We start from the raw sequence: 19,868 nt of genomic DNA on the forward strand, positions 1-19,868 counted from the left end.
CAGAGCTGTATTCTCGGCGACCCGCCGGCGTCAGGCCAGCAGCAGGTACAGCGCGCCCGTCACGGTGAGCAGGATGACGATCCGCTCGAACGTGCGCTGGTCGAGGCGGTCGAGCAGCGCACGGCCGAGCAGCGCGCCGGCCACGACCCCGGGCACCAGGACGAGATCGAGGAGCAGCGTGGACGCGTCGATGATGCCGAGGCCCAGCGAGAACGGCACCTTGGCGAGGTTCACGCCCGCGAAGAACCAGGCGGCGGTGCCGAGGAACTGCCGCATCGGGAACCGCGCCGCGAGGAAGTACATGGACATCACCGGACCGGCGGCGTTGGCCACCATCGTCGTGAATCCGCCGAGCGTGCCGTAGGTCGCCGCCGCCACGCGTCCGGCGGGAGCGGCCTCCTCGCCTCCCGCGGCCCGTCGCCGGCGCCAGAGCGTGACGCCGATCACGAGCAGCAGGATCGCGCCGATCGTGCGGCGGGTCCAGACGTCGGAGGCGAAGGCGAGGAACACCGCCCCCAGTGCCAGGCCGGCCACCACGGCGGGGATGAGCGGCAGCAGCGCGCGGAGCCGGGCATGCCGTCGGTGCAGCCAGAGGGCGAACCCGTCGCCCACGATCAGCAGCAACAGCAGGGCGCCCGTCGACTCCTTGGCCGGGAGAACCGTCGCGAACAGGGCGATCGCGAGCGTGTTGGCGCCCGGCAGCGCGGCCTTCGACACCCCGACCGCGACCGATGCGACCGCGAGCGCCACCCAGGCGAGGACGGTCAGATCGGGCATCCGGCCAGGCTAGCGGGACGGCGGCGGCCGCGTGCCCACGGCGGGGTCGGCCGCCCGCCGTCCGATGACCGGACCGGACGGTCAGGCCCGGGGCGCGCCCGTCGACTCGCGCACGATGAGCTCGGCGGGCATCCGGACGTGGCCGCCCTCGCCGCCCGAGAGCATGTCCAGCAGGGTGCGCACGGCGGCGGCCCCCATCTCGTGCAGCGGCTGACGGATCGTCGTGAGGGTGGGGGAGCAGGCGGTCGCGTCGGGGATGTCGTCGAAGCCGATGACCGAGAGGTCGTCGGGAACGCGCAGCCCGCGCTCCGTGGCGATGCGGACCGTCTCGATCGCCGAGAGGTCGTTGGCGGCGAAGACCGCGGTGGGCGGCTCATCCGACGACAGCAGCGCGGCGGCGGCCACGGCCGCCTCCGCCCGGCGGTACCCGCCCTCGGCCACCAGCCGCTCGTCGAACGCGATGCCCGCGTCGGCGAGCGCCTCCCGGTAGCCGCGCTCGCGCAGCTGCGCCGAGACGAGGTCGCCGCGCCCGCGCAGGTGACCGATGCGACGGTGGCCGAGGGACAGCAGGTGCTCGGTGGCCAGGCGCGCGCCCGCGAGGTTGTCGGTGTCGACGGTGGCGGGCCCGGCCGGGCCCGTGTGCGGGTCGATCGCCACGGCGGGCACGACGGAGGTCGGCACGGCGACGGTCGGCGTGACGACGACCGCGCCGTCGATGAGCGTCCCGCCGAGCCGCGACAGCGAGCGCCTCTCCCACCCGACGTGGTCGCCCTCGGAGACGCTGCCCGCATACGCCAGGACGTCGTAGTCCGTGCCCTGGAGGGCCTCCGACACGCCCTGCAGCAGTTGCAGCGCGAAGGGCTCGAACTCGGCCACCAGCACCCCGACGACGCCGGTGCGCCGGCGCCGCATCGACGTCGCGACCAGCGAGCTCTCGTAGCCGAGGTCGGCGACCACGCCGAGGACGCGTTCGCTGGTCGCGTCGGCGATCCCGTCCCGCCCGTTGACCACCTTGGAGACGGTGGCGACGGAGACCCCCGCCGCGAGCGCGACGTCGCGGATGGTGACCCTGCTGCGCGGGGTGCGGAGGGGGCCGGTGGTCGTCATGAGTCCCCAGGCTAGCGCTCGCCGCGGCTTCCGGACGCGTGGCGGGCCGCCGTATGGAAAACGTTATCGATAACGATTGACATTTGTTGCGACCGGTGACAAAGTCGACGCGACGCACCGGAGGCACCGGCGACCCCGACCCGGGCGGTGCGCGACTCGATGAGGAGGACAAACGCCCATGAACGCATCCAGGACACGGCTGGCAGCCACCGCCGTCGCGCTCACCGCGGGCCTCGCGCTCGCCGGCTGCGCCGGCACCGGCTCGACGGGCGGCGGCAGCGGCGACGGCTCGTCCGGCGACAGCGACACCATCGTCTGGTGGCACAACTCGAACACCGGCGAGGGCAAGGCCTACTACGACCAGGTGGCGGCCGACTTCGAGGACGCGAACCCCGGCATCACCGTCCAGGTCGAGGCCATGCAGCACGAGGACATGCTCACCAAGCTGCAGGCGGCGTTCCAGGGCGGCAACGACGACCAGATCCCCGACGTCTACATGAGCCGCGGCGGCGGCGAGCTGCGCGCGGAGGTCGAGGGCGGGCTCGTGCGCGACCTCACCGAGGACGCCGCCGACACGATCGAGACCATCTCGGCCTTCACCGGCCAGTACACCGTGGACGACAGCGTCTACGCGCTGCCGTACTCGATGGGCCTCGTCGGCTTCTGGTACAACAAGGACCTCTTCGAGGCCGCCGGCATCACCGACGTCTCGCAGAACCCGACGATCGAGGAGTTCTCCGGCTGGATCGACCAGCTGAAGGACGCGGGCACCACCCCGATCTCGGTCGGCGCGGGAGACAAGTGGCCCGCGGCCCACTACTGGTACTACAACGTCGTCCGCGAGTGCACGTTCGACGTCGTCGAGGCGGCCGTCGCCGACAAGGACTACTCCGACCCGTGCTTCCTGAAGGCAGGCGAGGACCTCGAGGACACGATCGCCACCGAGCCCTTCAACGCGGGCTTCCTGAGCACCCCCGCGCAGTCGGGCCCCACGTCGGCGTCGGGCCTGCTGGCGACCGGGAAGGTCGCCATGGAGCTGGCCGGGCACTGGGAGCCCGGCGTGGCCGGCGGTCTGACGGAGGACGGCAAGGTGCCGTCGTTCCTCGGCTGGTTCGCTTACCCGACCTTCGACGGGCAGGCCGGCGACCCGAACGACCAGATGGGCGGCGGCGACGCGTGGTCGGTCTCCACGGGAGCGCCCGAGGCCGCCGTGGACTTCGCGCAGTACCTGCTGTCCGACGAGGTGCAGATCGGCTTCGCCGAGCTGGACATGGGTCTGCCGACGAACCCCGCCGCCACCGGCTCGCTCGCCAACGAGACGCTCGCGCAGCTGATCCCGGTGCGCGACGGCGGCGGCAACACGCAGCTGTACCTCGACACCCGTCTCGGCCAGTCGGTGGGCAACGCGATGAACGACGCGATCGCCCTCGTCTTCGCCGGGCAGGCCGGCCCGCAGGACATCGTCGACGCGATCCAGTCGGCCGCCGAAGCGGAGTGAGCGGCGTGGCAGACGACCGGGCCGCCGCGGTGGCCGCCTCGCCTGCGACGCCCTCCCGCACGGTCGCACCCGCCGCACGCCCTCCGCGTGCGGCGGGTGCCGCCGCGGGCGGACGGCGCGGGCCCGCGAGCGCCGCGAGGTGGCGCAAGCGCGCGGAGATCGCCTTCTTCGTGGCGCCCGCGCTCGCCCTCTTCGTGCTGTTCGTGGTGTGGCCGATCATCACCGCGGTGCAGATGTCGCTGTACAAGTGGCGGGGCTTCGGGCCGATGGTCGACTTCGTCGGCCTCGGCAACTACATCTCGGTGCTGACCAACCAGGTCTTCACGGACGCCCTCGTCCACAACCTGGTGATCATGGTCGGGTCGATCCTGCTGCAGCTCCCGCTCGGGCTCGCGATCGCTCTCCTGCTCAACCGCAGGATGTGGGGCCAGGGGATCCTCCGCACCATCATCTTCGTGCCGTACGTGCTGGCCGAGGTCATCGCGGGCGTCGTCTGGTTCCAGCTGCTGCAGCCGCAGTACGGCGTGATCGACACCGTCCTCGCCGCGCTGGGGCTCTCCGGCCCGCCCCAGGGGTTCCTCGGCACCCCCGACCTCGCGCTGTGGACCGTGCTGATCGTCCTCACCTGGAAGTACCTCGGCCTGGCCGTGATCCTCTTCCTCGCCGGCCTGCAGGGAGTGCCCGAGGACCTCTACGAGGCGGCCCAGCTCGACGGCGCCTCCTGGTGGCAGGTGCAGCGCAAGATCACGATCCCTCTGCTCGGCCCCACCATGCGCACGTGGGCGTTCCTGTCGATGATCGGCTCGCTGCAGCTGTTCGACATGGTCTGGATCCTCACCAAGGGCGGTCCGGCCAACTCGACGACGACGATGGCGACCTTCCTGATCGACCAGGGCACGCGCAGCCAGAACTTCGGCATCGCCGGCGCGGCGTCGGTGGTCCTGTTCGTGGTGGCGCTCGTGCTGGCCGTGGCCTACCAGCGCTTCATCCTGAGCCGCGACACGAGACCCGACGACGAACGCCGCGGCACGAGGAAGGGGGCGAGGTCATGAGCCAGACCCGCACACTGACGGTCCCGAGGGGCGCGAAGCCCGCCCGCCGCGGACGGAACGGACGCTACTCCGGCGGGAACCCGCTGGTCTACGGGATCTCGCTGGTCGTCGTCGCCGTGACCCTCGGCCCCGTGCTGTACGGGGTGCTGGGCGGCTTCCGGACGAACGCGCAGCTGGCGGCCACGCCGGCCGGGATGCCCGACCCCTGGGTGTTCACGAACTACGCCGGCGTGCTGGCGCCCGACTCGCCCTTCTGGCGCTACACCCTGAACTCGACGGTCATCGCGGTGATCACCACGGCCATCGTCGTGGTCTTCGGCATCATGGCGGCCTATCCGCTGGCGCGGTACGAGTTCCGCGGCCGCGAGGTGCTGTTCATGGTGTTCGTCGTCGGCCTGCTCTTCCCGGCCACGGTCGCGATCGTGCCGTTGTTCATCCTGCTCACCCAGAACTTCGGCATGGGCAACACCTGGTGGGGCGTCGCGCTGCCGCAGGCGGCGTTCGCGCTGCCGATGACCGTCGTGATCCTCCGTCCGTTCCTGATGGCGCTGCCCAAGGAGCTCGAGGAGGCCTCGATGCTCGACGGCACCAGCCGGATCGGCTTCTTCTGGCGGATCCTGCTGCCCCTGTCCGGTCCCGGCATGGTGACCGTGGGAGTGCTCGCGTTCGTCGGATCATGGAACTCGTACCTGCTCCCGCTGCTGCTGCTGCAGAGCGACATGAAGACGCTCCCGCTGGGCGTCGCCGACTTCTCGTCCGAGCACTCCGCCGACACCGCCGGCGTGTTCGCGTTCACGACGCTGGCGATGATCCCCGCCCTGGTGTTCTTCCTCGCCATGCAGAAGCGCATCGTGAACGGCCTGCAGGGCGCCGTCAAGGGCTGACGCGCCCACCACAGATCTCTGGAGAGAACGCATATGACCGCGGACACCCCCGCAGCCCCCGCCCGCCCGGTCGTCTCGGACCGCGTCGCCGCGCTTCTCGCGCAGATGACGCTCGAGGAGAAGGCCGCGCAGATCGTCGGATACTGGCTCGACCAGGGCGGCGAGCTGGTCGCGCCCATGGCGGACGAGATGGGCTCGGCCAAGGAGGGCCGCTCGCTCGCCGACATCACCAAGGACGGCATCGGCCACTACACGCGCGTCTACGGCACCCGCCCGGTCGACCCCGCGGAGCGTGCGGCGTGGCTGTGGAACGAGCAGCGGCGCCTCCAGAGCGAGACGCGGCTCGGCATCCCGGCGCTGGTGCACGAGGAGTGCCTCACGGGGCTGGCGGCGTGGAAGGCGGCGACGTTTCCCACTCCGCTCGCGTGGGGGGCGACGTTCGACCCCGAGGCGGTCGCCGAGATGGGCGAGGCGATCGGCGAGTCGATGCGCGAGCTCGGCATCCATCAGGGGCTCGCGCCCGTGCTCGACGTCGTGCGCGACCCCCGCTGGGGGCGCGTCGACGAGTGCATCGGCGAGGACCCGTATCTCGTCGGCACGGTCGGCACCGCCTACGTCCGGGGCCTGCAGTCCACGGGGGTGCACGCGACGCTCAAGCACTTCCTGGGGTACTCGAACTCGCGCGCCGGCCGCAACCACGCGCCCGTGCACGCGGGGCCGCGGGAGGTCGCCGACGTGTTCCTGCCCCCGTTCGAGATGGCGATCCGCGACGGCGGCGTGAAGAGCGTCATGAACAGCTACGCCGAGATCGACGGGGTGCCCGTAGCCTCCAGCCCGGAGCTGCTGACGACCCTGCTGCGCGACGAGCTGGGGTTCGACGGCGTGGTGGTCGCCGACTACTTCGCCGTCGCGTTCCTCGAGGTGATGCACGCGGTCGCCGCCGACCGCGGAGAGGCCGCGGCGCTCGCGCTGCGCGCCGGCATCGACGTCGAGCTGCCGTCGGGAGACGCCTACCTCGCGCCGCTCGTCGAGCGCGTGCGGTCGGGCGAGCTCGACGAGGCGTACCTCGACCGTGCCGTGCTGCGCGCGCTGGCGCAGAAGGAGGAGCTCGGCCTGCTCGATCCGGGCGCCTTCGCGGACGAGCCGCCCGCGACGGTCGACCTCGACACCGCGCGCCATCGAGACATCGCGTTCCGCGTGGCGGCCGAGTCGGTCGTGATGCTGTCCAACGAGGACGCCCTTCCGCTGGCGCCGGCGGCGCGGCGGATCGCCGTGATCGGTCCGAACGCCGACCGCGCGGCGGCGCTGCAGGGGTGCTACTCGTTCGCGAACCACGTTCTCGCCCACCACCCCGACCACGAGATCGGGTTCGAGATCCCGACCGTGCGCGAGGCGATGGCGACCGCGTTCCCGGACGCCGCCATCGACTTCGCGGCGGGGTGCGACGTGGAGGGCGACGACAGGTCGGGCTTCGACGCCGCCGTCGAGGTCGCCTCGGGGGCCGAGGTGGCCGTCGTGGTCGTCGGCGACCAGGCGGGCCTGTTCGGACGCGGCACGGTGGGCGAGGGCAACGACGTCGAGTCGCTCGAGCTGCCGGGCGTCCAGCGCGAGCTCGTCGAGCGGGTCGTCGCCACCGGGACGCCCGTCGTGATGGTGCTGCTCACGGGACGGCCCTATGCCGTCTCATGGGCGCTCGACGGCGATGCGACGGCGCGGCCCGCAGCGGTGCTGCAGGCGTTCTTCCCGGGCGAGGAGGGCGGGCCGGCGATCGCCGCGGTGATCTCCGGCGCGGCGACGCCGTCCGGCCGTCTGCCGGTGAGCCTGCCCCGTTCGTCCGGCTCGGCCCCGTACAGCTACCTGCATCCGATCCTCGGGGGGCCGTCCGACGTGACCTCGACGGATCCGACCCCGCTGCGGCCGTTCGGGTTCGGGCTCTCGTACACGTCGTTCGCCTACGAGGGCCTCGAGGTCGACAGCGAGGCCGCGACCGACGGCCGCTTCCGGGCCTCCGTCACGGTGGTGAACACCGGCGAACGGCACGGCGTGGACGTCGTGCAGCTCTACGCGCGTGACGTCGTCGCGTCGGTCACCCGGCCGGTGGCGCAGCTGCTCGGCTACGCGCGCGTCGCGCTGGGAGCGGGGGAGTCGCGTCGCGTGACGTTCGACGTGCCCGCGCAGCGGCTGTCGTTCACCGGGCGCGACCTGGTGCGCGTGGTCGAGCCGGGCGACGTCGAGGTGTGGGCCGGCGCCCACGCCGAGGCGTCCGCGCGCGCGGCGGACGCCGACGAGGCGACCGGCGGCGCGATCTCGAACGAGAAGCGCCGTCGCGGCCGTGCCCTCGAGGGAGCCGCGACGCCCCGCGCCGTCGTGACGCTGACGGGCGGGGTGCACGCGGTGACGCCGGACGACCCGCGGATGACGGCGGTGACCCTCGGCTGACGCCGGGCCGTGCACGGCGCCGACGACACCCGCGTGACGCGGGGCATGACGCCGTGTCGTCGGGGCGTCGTGCGGGCGGGGCGCCCGCCGGTCGATAGCGTGGGTCGGGCAGCGGACGGACGATGACGGGGATGACGATGAGGGCGACCAGCGTCGAGGGGGTGCGCCGGGCGAACCTCGGCGAGATCCTGCGGCTCGTCCACCACCGCGGCCCCCGCTCGCGCGCGGTCATCACCACCGAGACCGGCCTGAACCGGTCGACGGTCTCCGACCTGGTCTCGACCCTCGCGGAGGGCGGGCTCGTCGTGGAGCGCGAGCCCGACCCGACCCGGCGCGTGGGCAGGCCGTCCCCGATCGTCGCGCCCAGCGAGGACGTCCTCGCGATCGCGGTGAACCCCGAGGTCGACGCCGTCGAGATCGGCGCGGTCACCCTCGGCGGCCGGGTGCGCGCGCGGGTGCGCGAGGCCGTGCGCGGAGCGCTCGACCCGCGCGACGTCGCCGCGGCCGTGGCGCGCGTGACCGGGGAGTGGACGGCGGGCGAGCTGCGCGGCTGCCGCGTCGTCGGCGTGGGCGTCGCGGTCCCCGGCCTGGTGCGCGCCGAGGACGGCGTCGTGCGGCTCGCGCCGCATCTCGGCTGGCGCGAGGAACGCGTGGGGGAGAGGATCGCGGAGGCGACGGGGCTTCGCGTCGCGGTCGGCAACGACGCCTCGCTGGGTGCCCGAGCCGAGCGGCTCTTCGGCGCGGCGCGCGACCATGCGGACGTCGTGTACCTCAACGGCGGCTCGTCGGGGATCGGCGGCGGGCTCATCCTGCACGGCACCGCGATCGGCGGCGCTGACGGCTACGCGGGGGAATGGGGCCAGAACCGGCCGAGCATCGTCGACCCGGCCGAGCGGCGCACCCCGGACGGGGTGGTCGAGGACGAGGTCAACCGCGCGCGGCTGCGGCAGGCCGTCGGCCTGGGCGCCGTGCCGTCCGCCGACGACGAGGCCCTGGCGCGCGCCCTCGCCGCGTCGGACGATCCGGCGGTCGCGGCCGAGGTGGACCGGCAGCGGCGCATCCTCGCGGCGACGCTCGCGAACGCCGTGAACGTGCTGAACCCGTCGATGATCGTGCTCGGCGGGTTCCTCGCGATCCTGCACGACCACGATCCGGACGGACTGCTCGGGGCCGTCCGCGCGCAGGCGCTCGCCGCGCCCGCGGAGCGCCTCGCGATCCGCGCGGCGGCGCTCGGGGCGGACCGCCTGCTGATCGGCGCGGCGGAGGCGGCGTTCGAGCCGCTGCTGGCGGACCCGCTCGCCTGAGGCCGGCCGCGCTGCCACGCCGCCGCATATCGGTGCGAGAGCGCCCTTATCGGCGTTCGGAAGGGCGCTTCGGCACCGGTTCGCGCTACCCCGCGCGCCTGAGGCGGCGCGCGCGTCAGGCGAAGCGCAGGCCGAGGCCGAGCGCGGGCCCGCCGCTCGCCCAGCCGTCCGCGATCGTCACCCCGCTCGGCTCCACCAGCGCGCCGAGCGTCGCGAAGCCCGCGTCCTCGACGTCCTCGACCCAGCTCGTCTCCGGCAGGGCGTAAGCGACCTGCGCCGACAGCTCGGGCAGCAGGTGCGGCGCGAGCTCGACCCCCCGCTCGCGCGCGAGGTCGGCGATCTCGAGGAACGGCGTGATGCCGCCCACCCGCACGATGTTCGGCTGGACGACGTCCAGCGCCCCGGCGTCCAGGAAGTCGCGGAACCGATGGACCGTGTGGAGGTTCTCGCCCGCGGCCACCGGGACGTCGATGCGGGCGCGGAGGGCGCGGTACCCGGCGAGGTCGTCGGCCCGCAGCGGCTCCTCGATCCAGTCGATGCCGTACTCGGCGAGGGCGGGGATGGAGCGCGCCGCGGTCTCGAGATCCCAGCGCTGGTTCGCGTCGACCATCAGACGGCGATCGGGGCCGAGCACGGCGCGCACGGCCGCGACGCGCTCGAGATCGCGGCCGAGGTCGGGGCTTCCCACCTTGATCTTCACGGCCTGGAACCCCGCGGCGACCCAGCGCCGCGCCTGCGCGACGAGCTCGTCGATCGGGTAGTGCAGGTTCACGCCGCTGCCGTACGCGGGCAGCCGGTCGTGGCGGCGGCCGAGCAGGTCCGTCACGCAAGCCCCGGCGCGGCGTGCGCGCAGGTCCCACAGCGCCAGGTCGAGGCCCGCGAGCGCGATCGTCGTCACGCCGCCGCCGCCGGCCTCGTGGACGTGCCGCCACAGGTCGTGCCAGACGCCGGGATCGGCGGGGCGGCCGATCGCCGCCGGCACCAGGTCGTCGTCGAGCAGGGCCTTGACCGCCGTGCCGCCGATCGTCGGCGTCCACGTGAACGCGTGGCCCACACCGCCGTCGGCATCGTGCACCGTCACCGCGATGACCCGGAGGTCCGTCACATCGGCGCCCCACGGGCGCGCCAGCGGGATCCGGATCAGCCGTGTCTCCACGGCGCGGAGCGCGGGGACGGGAGCGGCGCGCTCAGACATCGGCGGCCTCCCGGCCGGCCGCGACGGGATGCAGCTCGGTGCGCCAGCTGCGGCGCGCGCGCCAGCCGAGCAGGCGCTCGGCCTTCGCGCTCGAGAAGACGGGGGCGGTGCCGGCGAGCGACGCCGCCGCTCCCGCTGCCGCCGGGACGTGCGTCGCCAGGGCCTCGGCGGTCGGGGCGTCGATCAGCGCGTCGGCGGCGCCGACGAGGAACGTCTCTCCGCTCGGCAGCTCCGACGCGTGCTCCAGCCAGGCGCGCACGAACTCGCCCGCGTCCCGGGCATCGACGTAGTTGAAGAGCGCGACGGCGGACAGCGCGGGGTCGGCGAGCCGCTCGGCCACCGTGTGCCCCTGCTGGGTCGGGGCCCCGTGCCACTCCTCGGGCGCGATCACGTAGCAGGGCCGGAAGACGCCGAAGCGGACCTCCGGGTGCCGCCGCACGGCCATCTGCACGATCTCCTCGATCGCGAGCTTCGACGCCGCATAGCCGTTCCACGGGGCGGCGGGGTGCGTCTCGTCGAGCGGCAGCGACTCGGGCCGCCAGCCGGGGGAGCCGTAGCCGAGCACGGTGGGGCTGGACGAGACCAGGAATCGTGCGGCGCCGGCTGCGAGCGCCGCCTCCAGCACGCTCCAGGCGAGCCGCGTGTTCACGTCGAAGATCTCGGCGTCCGGGCGCGACCCCGGCACCGCGATCGCCGCCAGGTGGACCACCGCGTCGGGCGCGATCTCGACGACGGCCTCGCGCGTCGCCTCGGCGTCGAGCAGGTCGAGCTCGACCTGTCGCGACGGAAGGCCGGGGGAGGCGACGCGGTCGAGCGAGACCACGTCGTGCCCGACATCCGCGAGCACCTGGACCACGCTGCGGCCGAGACGGCCGGAACCGCCCGTGACGACGATCGTGCTCACGACGACGCCTCGCCGGCGGGGGCGACCAGCGCGGCGCCCGCCGCACCGAGGTCGAGATCGGCGATGCTCACCGCCTGCCCCGTGGCCAGCGAGCGGTTCCCGGCGAGCCCCACGACCATCGACCGCACGCCGTCGGACCAGTCGGCCGTCCGCCCGAGCGGATCGGCGTCCGACCCGCCCGCGCCGCCCTCGAAGACGTCCCGCAGCAGGACGGCGTCGCCGCCGCCGTGACCGCCGGTGCCCTCGGGGATCGGCACCTCGCGGGCGGCCTCGAAGTGCCGCTGGACCACGAGCCGCTCGCCGACCGGCCGCTGCGAGTCGTCGGCCACCAGGTCGGGGCGGGCGCTCGGGTCGACGACCGTGCGGCCCTCCTCGTCGACGAGCACAGACCCGCGCTCGATCACGGTGAGCTCGGCCCGGCCGAGCGTGCCGTTGACCGCGACCGTGTAGCCCTCCCAGGGCGAGTGGGCGTTGAGCGAGTAGGACATCGTGCTGCCGCGTGCGTAGTCGACGACGAGCGCGAGGTTGTCCTCGATCGTGATGCCCTCGTCGAACACGTCGCGGTCGCGGAGATAGCCGTCGTGCTGCTCCTGGTCGAGGTACAGGCCCTTCCACGTGGGGTCGGTGCGCAGGTCGAGGCTGAACCGGTCCCGCAGCGGCGAGTCGGTCGTGCCGCGTTCGGGACGCGGGCCGATGCCGCGGCGCGCGGCGTTCTCCGCGCCGTAGAAGCGCAGCCCGCCCGACGCGTACACGCGGGTCGGGACGTCCGCGATCCACCAGCCCACGAGGTCGAAGTGGTGGCTCGACTTGTGGATCAGGAGGCCGCCGGACATCTCCTTGAGGCGGTGCCAGCGACGGAAGTAGTCCGCGCCGTGAGCGGTGTCGAGCACCCACTCGAAGTGGACGCTCGTGACCTCGCCGATCTCACCCGACGCGATCACGCGCTTCAGCTCGCTGTTGCGGGGCGAGTACCGGTAGTTGAACGTGATGGTGACGTCACGGCCGGTGCGCTCGGCGGCCTCGGCGATGCGGCGCACGCCTTCCTCGCTGGTGGTGAGGGGCTTCTCCACCACCACGTCGGCTCCGGCCTCGAGCGCCTCGACGATGTAGTCGGCGTGCGTGAAGTCGGGCGACGTGATGACGACGCGGTCCACCCGGTGGTCCCGGATCGCGTCGCCCAGGCCGTCGGGCTCGAAACGGACGGGCCGGCCGAGGCCGACGTGCTGCGCGAGCGACCACTCCTGGCGACCGGGGTTCGTGTCCGTCCAGGCGACGAGCTCTGCGGCGTCGGCGTGGGTGGTCGCGATCGCGTTCAGGTACATCTGGGCGCGGGATCCGGCGCCGACGAGGGCGTAGCGGAGGCGGGTCATGCGGGAGGGCTTCCGATCGGGTGAGGGGTGATCACTTGATGCCGGACGTCGCGGAGCCCCTGATCAGGAACCGCTGGCCGAACAGGAACACGAGGAACAGGGGCACGAGCGAGACGACGCTCATCGCGAACATCGAGCCGTAGTCCGAGGCGGACTGCGCGTCGAGGAAGCCCTTCAGCGCCAGCGAGGCGGGGAACAGCTCGGGCAGTCGCACGTAGATCAGCGGACCGAAGAAGTCGCCCCATGTCCAGATGAACGTGAAGATCGCCGTGGTCGCGAGCGAGGGGACGATCATCGGCAGCGTGATCTGGAAGTAGCTGCGGAAGTGACCGGCGCCGTCGATGCGCGCCGCCTCGAAGAGCTCCTTCGGCAGGCCGCGGATGAACTGCACCATCAGGAAGATGAAGAACGCCTCGGTCGCCAGGAACTTCGGCGCGATGAGCGGCAGGAACGTGTTCAGCCAGCCCAGCTCCTTGAAGATGATGAACTGCGGCACGAGCAGCACCTGGAAGGGCAGCATGATCGAGCCGAGCATGAGCGCGAACGCGAGTCCCTTGAAGCGGAACCGCAGCCGGGCGAACGCGTACGCCGCCATGGAGCACGACAGCAGGTTCCCGACGATCGCGCCGAAGGCGATGATCGCCGAGTTCAGCAGGAACTGCCCGAAGGGGTGCTGCAGGTCGTTCCACCCGTTGACGTAGTTCTCCGTGGTGAGGTTCGTGGCGAACAGGCTGAGGTCGCGGAAGATGTCCGCGTTCGGCTTGAAGCTCGACACCACCAGCCAGAGCAGCGGGTAGATCATGAGGATCGACACCGCGATCAGCAGCGCGTGCTTGCCGATCGAGCGCAGGATCCGCAGGGCGTCGTCCGTGCCGGCGCGTCGCCGCAGCGGGCGGGCGTCCGGGCGGAGCAGGGTCTCGGTCTCAGTCGTCATAGAACACCCAGAACTTGGAAAGCCAGAAGTTGAACGCGGTGAAGGCGGCGATCACGATCACGAGGAACCATGCCATCGCCGACGCATAGCCCATGTCGAGCTCCGTGAAGGCCTCCTTGTAGAGCAGGAGGGTGAAGAACATGGTCGAGTCGCTCGGCCCGCCGGTGCCGCCGGAGACGACGTAGGCCTGTGTGAACGACTGGAAGGCGAAGATGATCTGCAGCACGAGGTTGAAGAAGATCACCGGCGTCAGCAGCGGGAACGTGATGGAGAAGAACTGGCGCACGCGACCGGCGCCGTCCATCGAGGCGGCCTCGTAGTACATGTCGGGGATCTGCCGCAGTCCGGCCAGGAAGATCACCATGGGCGAGCCGAAGGTCCACACGTGCAGGATGATCAGCGTGCCGAGCGCGAAGTCGGGGTGCCCGATCCAGCCGGGGCCCTCGATGCCGAACCACGCGAGGAAGCCGTTGACGATGCCTTCCTTGCCGAACACCTGGCGCCACAGGATCGCGATGGCGACCGAGCCGCCGAGCAGCGACGGCAGGTAGAAGATCGAGCGGTAGAAGGACAGTCCGCGCATCCCCTTGTCGAGCAGGATCGCCAGTCCGAGGGCGAGGGCGAGCTGCAGCGGGACGCCGACGATCACGTAGACGACCGTCACCCGGAACGAGTTCCAGAAGCGTGCGTCCGCGAACATCCTCGTGAAGTTGTCGAACCCCGACCACACCGGCGGCTGCAGCAGGTTGTAGTCGGTGAAGGACAGGTACAGGGACGCGACGATCGGGCCGATGGTCAGGCCGAGCACGCCGATGATCCAGGGCAGCAGGAAGATCAGGGCCGCCTTGCTGTCCGGGTGCTTCTCCCGGACGCGTGGCGCGCCCTTGCGCCGCGACAGCGCGATGCTGCGCAGTTCGCCGAGACTGCTCACGTGACCTCCTCGTCAATGTCGTGAAAGCGGTTTCACGGATGATCCGATTATCAGCACGTCGCACCCGATCCGTCAAATGATCGTGGATATGGTGGGCTGTGCCGCGTCATCACGCGGCGGGGGAGGGGACTCGGATGGCCGCGAATCGCGCGAGCGTGACGATCGCCGATGTCGCGCGGCGTGCCGGCGTGTCCCCCGCGACCGTCTCCCGCGTGATGAACGGCCGCTTCGCCGGCGACCCCGAGGTGGCCGAACGGGTGCGGGACGCGGCGACCGCGCTGTCCTACGCCCCCAGCCCGCTGGCGCGCAGCCTCGCCCTGGGGCAGACGCAGGCGATCGCCTTCGTCGTGCCCGATCTCGCCAACCCCGCCTTCCAGTCGGTGCTCGCGGGTCTCAGCAAGACCGCCGCGCGCGACGGCTATCGCGTGCTCGTCGCCGACTCGGGAGAGTCGCCGAGCGACGAGCCGCTGCTGGCGGCCGAGATCCGCCGCCGCACCGACGCGATCGTGCTGTGCGCGCCGCGAATGCCCGAGGAGCAGCTGCTCGACCTGGCCGACCGCCTGCAGCCCCTCGTGCTCATCAACCGCGTGGCCACGCAGGTGGCGTCGCCGTCGCTGTCCATCGACTACCGCACGGGCATCTACGCCATCGCCCGGCACCTGTACGAGCTGGGGCACCGACACCTGGCCTACGTGTACGGCCCCGAGCGCAGCGCGTCGAACGCCTACCGCGAGGCGGGGCTGAGCGACTTCTCGGACGAGCACCCGGACGTGCGGGTCGACCGCGTGCCCGCCGGCGCCGGATCCGACGACGGTCGCGCTGCGGCGGGGGACGTGAGGCAGAGCGGCGCGACGGCCGCCCTCGCGTTCAACGACCTCGTCGCGATCGGGCTGATCGGCGGCCTGCGCGAGCTCGGCGTGAGCGTGCCGGACGACATCTCGGTGACGGGCTTCGACGACATCCCGCTGGCGCAGTATGTGGCGCCCGCCCTGACGACGGCCTCTGTGCCGCACGCCGATCTCGGCGTGGTCGCATGGCGTCGCATGCATGCGCTGCTGCGCGGCGAGGAGCCGGGCCACGACGTGGTGTTCCAGCCCCGGCTGGAGCTCCGCGACTCCTCCGCCGCGCCGCGCGCGTGAGGCGGAGGGTGCGTCGTTGACATCGTCGGACCCGCGATGCTACTTTCCGTGAAAGCGGTTTCTCCGAACCCGGGGGCGACCGCGCCGGGCGGCGTCCCTTCCGTCCTGCAACCGGAACAACGGCGGCCGATGCCGGCCGCCACGACCCGAAACGAGGCGCAATGATGCGTAGCTCCCGCACCCGCGTGTCCCTGATGGCGTTCGGCTCGCTCGCCGCCGGCGCGCTGATCCTGAGCGGCTGCTCCAACGGCGGCGGCACGGCGCAGACCGCCGACCCGAACGAGGAGGTCACGCTCGAGATGTCGTGGTGGGGCGACGACTCGCGCGCCGCCCTGTTCGGCGAGATCATCGACGCGTTCGAGGCCGAGCACACGAACATCACCGTCACCACCACGCCCGTCGGCGCCCCCGACGACCTGTTCAACCGGCTCGCGACCGACTTCGGCGCGGGCGGCGACACCGCGCCCGACGTGTTCGCCCTCGGCGGCGCCAAGCCGCAGGAGTACGGCTCGCTCGGCGCGCTGCTCGACCTCTCGACCGTGAGCGACTACCTCGACACGTCCGAGTACCCCGACTTCTCGCTGACCAACGCCGTCGTCGACGACACGCTCTACGGTCTGCCGACGGGCGGCAACGCGACCGCCGCCTTCGTCAACCTCGACGTCTTCGAGCAGGCCGGCGTGCCGGTCCCCGAGGCCGGCTGGACGTGGGAGGACCTCATCGAGGCTGCCAACACGATCGGCAGCGCGGGCCTGACCACCGACGGGGGTCAGCAGATCTACGGTCTCGACCTGCGCATCCAGGACATCATCGGCACGTACGCCAGCCAGGTGAGCGAGGTCGGCATGTACGACTGGGACGGCCAGCTGGGGGTCGACGCCGAGCAGATGGCGGGCTGGTACGAGATCGAGAAGCAGCTGCAGGACGGCGGCGGCCTGCCCGACGCCTCGGTCGTGACCGCCAACTGGCAGCTGCCGCCGGACCAGCAGCCCTTCACGCTCGGCCAGGCGGCCATCACCTTCGGCTACTCGAATCTTATGAGCGCGTACGCCGACGCGGGGGACGTCCAGATGATGCTGCCCCCGACGTCGACCGAGATCTCCGGAGTGGCGCTGCTGCCCTCCGCGTTCTGGGCGATCAACGCCGCGACCGAGCACCCGGCCGAGGCGGCCATGCTGGTCGACTGGTTCCTGCACGAGCCGTCCGCGCTCGAGCTGATCCTGGACACACGAGGCGTCCCGTTCAACCCCGACGCCCTCGCGGTGGTCGAGCCGGCCCTCGACGGACCGAGCAAGACGGCGGCGGAGTACGTCGACGTCGTGCTCGAGGAGGGGGTCGTCGCGCCGCCGCAGCCCGCCGGCGGCGCCAGCATGAACGAGCTGTCGCAGCGGATGGAGTCCGAGGTGCTGTTCGGGCGGCTCACCCCCGAGCAGGCCGGCGAGCAGTGGGTGTCCGAGCTGGGCGCGGCGCTCCAGTAACCTGCTCGGATCTCGAATCGCTCGGTGACGAGCGCGCGGGCAGCCCCTCCTGGGGCCGCCCGCTTCCCTGAGAGGAGAGGACGCGATGACCGCGACCGAAGAGGCTCTGAAGCGCCTGCGAGAGGGCGACCCGGTCGAGAGGGCGGGGCTGTCCGACACGGCGCTGGGGGGCGAGCTCGCCTCGACGGGCGTGCGCTTCGCGGCCGTCGGCGGCCCGCTCGAGGAGCGCTGGCACACGGCGCTCGCCGAGCTGAGCCAGTGCGTCCGCGCCCTCGACGACCCGGCGGCCGGCGGGCGGCCGGTGCTCAACGAGGGCGGCGTGTACTGGGGTGCCTGGATCGAGTCGACCGGCACGATCAACGCCGAGGTGCTGAGCCGCTTCGCGCCGCAGATCGCGCGCGACACCCTGCTGCTGTTCGCGCGGCATCAGCGCGAGGACGGCATGATCCCCTACAAGGTCACGGCGGACGGACCGGCCTTCAGCCAGATCCAGATCGTCACGCCGCTGGCGCGCGTGGTGTGGAACCACCATCTGCTCACCGGCCGGAGGGACCCCGGGTTCCTCGAGACGATGCGCGACGCCATGGCGCGCTACGACGCGTGGCTGGGGGAGTACCGCGACACCCGCGGGACGGGCGGCGTGGAGGCGTTCTGCACCTTCGACACCGGCCACGACCTCTCGCCGCGGTTCTGGTTCGCCCCCGACCGCGCGTTCCGGGGAGATGCCCGCCTCTGCGATCCGGAGGCGCCGCTGCTGCCTTACGTGGCCCCCGACCTCACGGCGAACGTGGCCTGCCAGCGCGACTACCTCGCGCTGATCGACGCCGAGCTCGGGGGAGACCCCGAGCCGTGGCGCGAGGCGGCACGGCGGTCGCGAGACGCCCTCTACGCCCAGTGCTTCGACGACGAGGACGGCTTCTTCTACGACCGCGACCGGCACGGCCGGCTCGTGCGCGTGCAGGGGGACGTCCTGGCCCGGGTGCTCGCCGACGAGGTCGGCGACGAGCCGTTCTTCGCCGAGAGCCTGCGGCGATACCTCATGAACACCCGCAAGTTCCTCGCGCACTACGGCTTCACGACGATCGCGATGGACGACCCGCGCTTCGATCACGACGCGTCCCGCAACTCGTGGGGCGGTCCGGTGAACTTCCTCGCCCAGCTGCGCGCGCCGCACGCCTTCGAGCATCACGGGCACGTCGCCGAGCTCGCCACGGTGTCCCAGCCCGTCCTCGCGGCGCTGGGCGTGGCCGAGCGCTTCCCGCAGTGCCTCGACCCGTGGTCGGGCGACGCGGGCTTCACGGAGGTCTACTCGCCGTCGATCCTGTGGTTCCTCGACGCGATCGAGCGGTACGCGGGGCTTCTTCCCCGGCCCGACGGCGAGGTCTGGGCGACCGGGCTCGCGCCCACGCGGCTCGACCACGGCGCCGCGGCGGACGCGGTGGCGTACGGACGCGTGATCGACGGCGTCGAGTGGGAGCTCGTGGCCGACGACGAGCGCGTCGAGGTGCTCCGCGGCGGGCGGCCGGCGTGCGCGTTCCCGCGCGGCTGGCGGGCGGTGTGCGACCCATCCGGCGTCGTGCGGGCCGTCGTGGGGGTCGGCGCGGGGCCCGTGCGGGGCTCGCTCGACCTGCCCACGGGGTCGGTGGATCTCGAGCTCGTGCCGAACGAGCGCGTCGAGCTCGACGGGACGACGATCGTCTCGCGCGGCGGCGTCGAGTTCGTCGCGCCCGTGTTCTGACGCCGGCCGCCGAGCCGCTCAGGACGCGGTCGAGGCGCGCACGACCAACTCGGGGTCGAACGCGACCTCGCGCGTCGGCAGGGTCGGATCGTCCGCCTCCTCCGCGAGGATCGACAGCGCCGTCGCGCCGATCTCGTGGCTGGGCTGACGGATGGACGACAGCGGCACGGCCGCCGCGGCGGCGAAGTCGATGTCGTCGTAGCCGATCAGCGCGATGTCGCCGGGCACCGCGACGCCGGCGATCGTGAGGGCCTGCAGCACGCCGAGCGCGATCAGGTCGTTGGCGGCGAACACCGCGTCGGGGCGGTGCGCCTCGGCCCGCCCGGCGATCAGCTCGCCCGCGGCGCGGCCGTCCGCCACCGTCAGCGATCCGACCGGGATCACCTCGAACGCCGCGTCGGCGCCGTCGAGGGCGCGCCGTGCGCCCTGCTCGCGGTCGTCGACCTGCCGCAGGCCGGCGGGGCCTCCCACGTACGCGATCCGTCTGCGGCCCGTCTGCACGAGATGCCGAGCCGCCAGCTCGCCGCCGAGCACGTCGTCGACCGCCACGGACGAGAAGCCGCTGCCGGAGACGGCGCGGTCGACGAGGACCACCGGGATCCCGCGGTCCCGCAGCTCGTGGAGGCGCCGCACGTCGTCGGCGATGGGCGAGATCAGGACGCCGTGCGCCCGCTGCTCCTCGAAGTGCGACAGCAGACGCAGCTCGCGCTCGGGACTCTCGTCGCTGTTGCCGAGCAGCACGGAGAGACCGCGTTCGGCCGCCGCGTCGTCAGCGCCGCGGGCGACGTCGGTGAAGAACGGGTTGCGGGCGTCGAGCACGACGAGTCCGACGGTGGTAGACCTGCCCGCCCGCAGCTGCCTTGCCGCCTCGTTGCGCACGTAGCCGAGCTCGGCGATCGCCGAGCGCACCCGGTCGAGCGTCGCGACGGGAACCGACTCCGGGCGGTTGAGGACGTTCGACACCGTGCCCACGGAGACGCCGGCCCGCGTCGCCACATCGCGAATGCTCACGCCCATGCGCTCGACGTTACCGGCGTCCGACGGTCGGGGGCGCGCGTGCCGCCGACGGCGAGCCGCGGGTCGCGTCCGCGGCCGTCAGCGGGGCGGGCGCGCCCCGT

At 72.5% G+C, this 19,868-nt stretch carries 16 protein-coding genes; 8 read left to right on the forward strand and 8 right to left on the reverse strand.

The annotated features are described in order from the left end of the window. Window positions 1–30: 30 nt before the first annotated feature. Both K5S26_RS01820 and K5S26_RS01825 read right to left on the reverse strand, forming a co-directional pair. On the reverse strand, window positions 31–777 hold the full coding sequence (locus K5S26_RS01820) for a sulfite exporter TauE/SafE family protein (protein ID WP_221855429.1): 747 nt from the start codon (window positions 775–777) through the stop codon (window positions 31–33). An 81-nt stretch (window positions 778–858) separates the two neighbouring features. Further along, entirely contained in the window at window positions 859–1,884 is a 1,026-nt protein-coding gene (locus tag K5S26_RS01825; RefSeq protein WP_221855431.1) for a LacI family DNA-binding transcriptional regulator, read from the reverse strand. A 178-nt stretch (window positions 1,885–2,062) separates the two neighbouring features. Between K5S26_RS01825 and K5S26_RS01830 the strand changes: the two genes are divergently transcribed. The 5 genes from K5S26_RS01830 to K5S26_RS01850 all read left to right on the forward strand — a co-directional run bounded on the left by K5S26_RS01830 (window position 2,063) and on the right by K5S26_RS01850 (window position 9,061). After that, entirely contained in the window at window positions 2,063–3,382 is a 1,320-nt protein-coding gene (locus K5S26_RS01830; RefSeq protein WP_221855433.1) for an extracellular solute-binding protein, read from the forward strand. Window positions 3,383–3,387: 5 nt separating this feature from the next. Next, the gene (locus K5S26_RS01835) at window positions 3,388–4,434 is read left to right on the forward strand and encodes a carbohydrate ABC transporter permease (RefSeq protein ID WP_221855435.1); all 1,047 of its coding nucleotides are present in this window, start codon (window positions 3,388–3,390) and stop codon (window positions 4,432–4,434) included. Beyond that, window positions 4,431–5,318 (forward strand): carbohydrate ABC transporter permease, encoded by an 888-nt coding sequence (locus K5S26_RS01840; RefSeq protein ID WP_221855436.1) that lies wholly within the window; start codon window positions 4,431–4,433, stop codon window positions 5,316–5,318. Before K5S26_RS01835 ends, K5S26_RS01840 begins: the two co-directional genes overlap by 4 nt. Before the next feature lie 33 nt (window positions 5,319–5,351). Beyond that, window positions 5,352–7,757, forward strand: coding sequence for a beta-xylosidase/alpha-l-arabinosidase (locus K5S26_RS01845; protein WP_221855437.1), 2,406 nt, complete (start codon window positions 5,352–5,354; stop codon window positions 7,755–7,757). A gap of 131 nt (window positions 7,758–7,888) precedes the next feature. Continuing rightward, a complete protein-coding gene (locus tag K5S26_RS01850) occupies window positions 7,889–9,061 on the forward strand; it encodes an ROK family transcriptional regulator (RefSeq protein ID WP_221855438.1) in 1,173 nt (390 codons plus the stop codon). 115 nt (window positions 9,062–9,176) lie between these two features. Here the strand turns inward: K5S26_RS01850 and K5S26_RS01855 are convergent, their stop codons facing one another. Genes K5S26_RS01855 through K5S26_RS01875 form a run of 5 tightly spaced genes read right to left on the reverse strand, consistent with a single transcriptional unit; the run spans window position 9,177 to window position 14,395 of the window. Further along, the gene (locus tag K5S26_RS01855; RefSeq protein ID WP_221855439.1) at window positions 9,177–10,256 is read right to left on the reverse strand and encodes a mandelate racemase/muconate lactonizing enzyme family protein; all 1,080 of its coding nucleotides are present in this window, start codon (window positions 10,254–10,256) and stop codon (window positions 9,177–9,179) included. After that, entirely contained in the window at window positions 10,249–11,160 is a 912-nt protein-coding gene (locus tag K5S26_RS01860) for an NAD-dependent epimerase/dehydratase family protein (RefSeq protein ID WP_221855440.1), read from the reverse strand. Before K5S26_RS01860 ends, K5S26_RS01855 begins: the two co-directional genes overlap by 8 nt. Further along, a complete protein-coding gene (locus tag K5S26_RS01865; protein WP_221855441.1) occupies window positions 11,157–12,530 on the reverse strand; it encodes a Gfo/Idh/MocA family protein in 1,374 nt (457 codons plus the stop codon). The genes K5S26_RS01860 and K5S26_RS01865 overlap by 4 nt, the downstream gene beginning before the upstream one ends. A gap of 31 nt (window positions 12,531–12,561) precedes the next feature. Beyond that, on the reverse strand, window positions 12,562–13,464 hold the full coding sequence (locus tag K5S26_RS01870) for a carbohydrate ABC transporter permease (protein WP_221855442.1): 903 nt from the start codon (window positions 13,462–13,464) through the stop codon (window positions 12,562–12,564). Beyond that, complete coding sequence (locus K5S26_RS01875) at window positions 13,454–14,395, reverse strand: carbohydrate ABC transporter permease (RefSeq protein WP_221855443.1); 942 nt, start codon at window positions 14,393–14,395, stop codon at window positions 13,454–13,456. Before K5S26_RS01875 ends, K5S26_RS01870 begins: the two co-directional genes overlap by 11 nt. Window positions 14,396–14,529: 134 nt before the next feature. Between K5S26_RS01875 and K5S26_RS01880 the strand changes: the two genes are divergently transcribed. From K5S26_RS01880 to K5S26_RS01890, 3 genes are all read left to right on the forward strand, one after another. Next, window positions 14,530–15,534, forward strand: a complete 1,005-nt coding sequence (locus K5S26_RS01880) for a LacI family DNA-binding transcriptional regulator (protein ID WP_221855445.1) — start codon at window positions 14,530–14,532, stop codon at window positions 15,532–15,534. Window positions 15,535–15,695: 161 nt separating this feature from the next. After that, window positions 15,696–17,012, forward strand: a complete 1,317-nt coding sequence (locus K5S26_RS01885; protein ID WP_221855447.1) for an ABC transporter substrate-binding protein — start codon at window positions 15,696–15,698, stop codon at window positions 17,010–17,012. Between the two features lie 85 nt (window positions 17,013–17,097). Next, window positions 17,098–18,750, forward strand: a complete 1,653-nt coding sequence (locus K5S26_RS01890) for an MGH1-like glycoside hydrolase domain-containing protein (protein WP_221855448.1) — start codon at window positions 17,098–17,100, stop codon at window positions 18,748–18,750. 18 nt (window positions 18,751–18,768) lie between these two features. Here K5S26_RS01890 and K5S26_RS01895 read toward each other — a convergent pair whose 3' ends face one another. Then, a complete protein-coding gene (locus tag K5S26_RS01895; RefSeq protein ID WP_221855450.1) occupies window positions 18,769–19,767 on the reverse strand; it encodes a LacI family DNA-binding transcriptional regulator in 999 nt (332 codons plus the stop codon). Between the last annotated feature and the right edge of the window lie 101 nt (window positions 19,768–19,868).

The organism is Microbacterium marinilacus, from assembly GCF_019753765.1.
Lineage (GTDB): Bacteria > Actinomycetota > Actinomycetes > Actinomycetales > Microbacteriaceae > Microbacterium > Microbacterium marinilacus.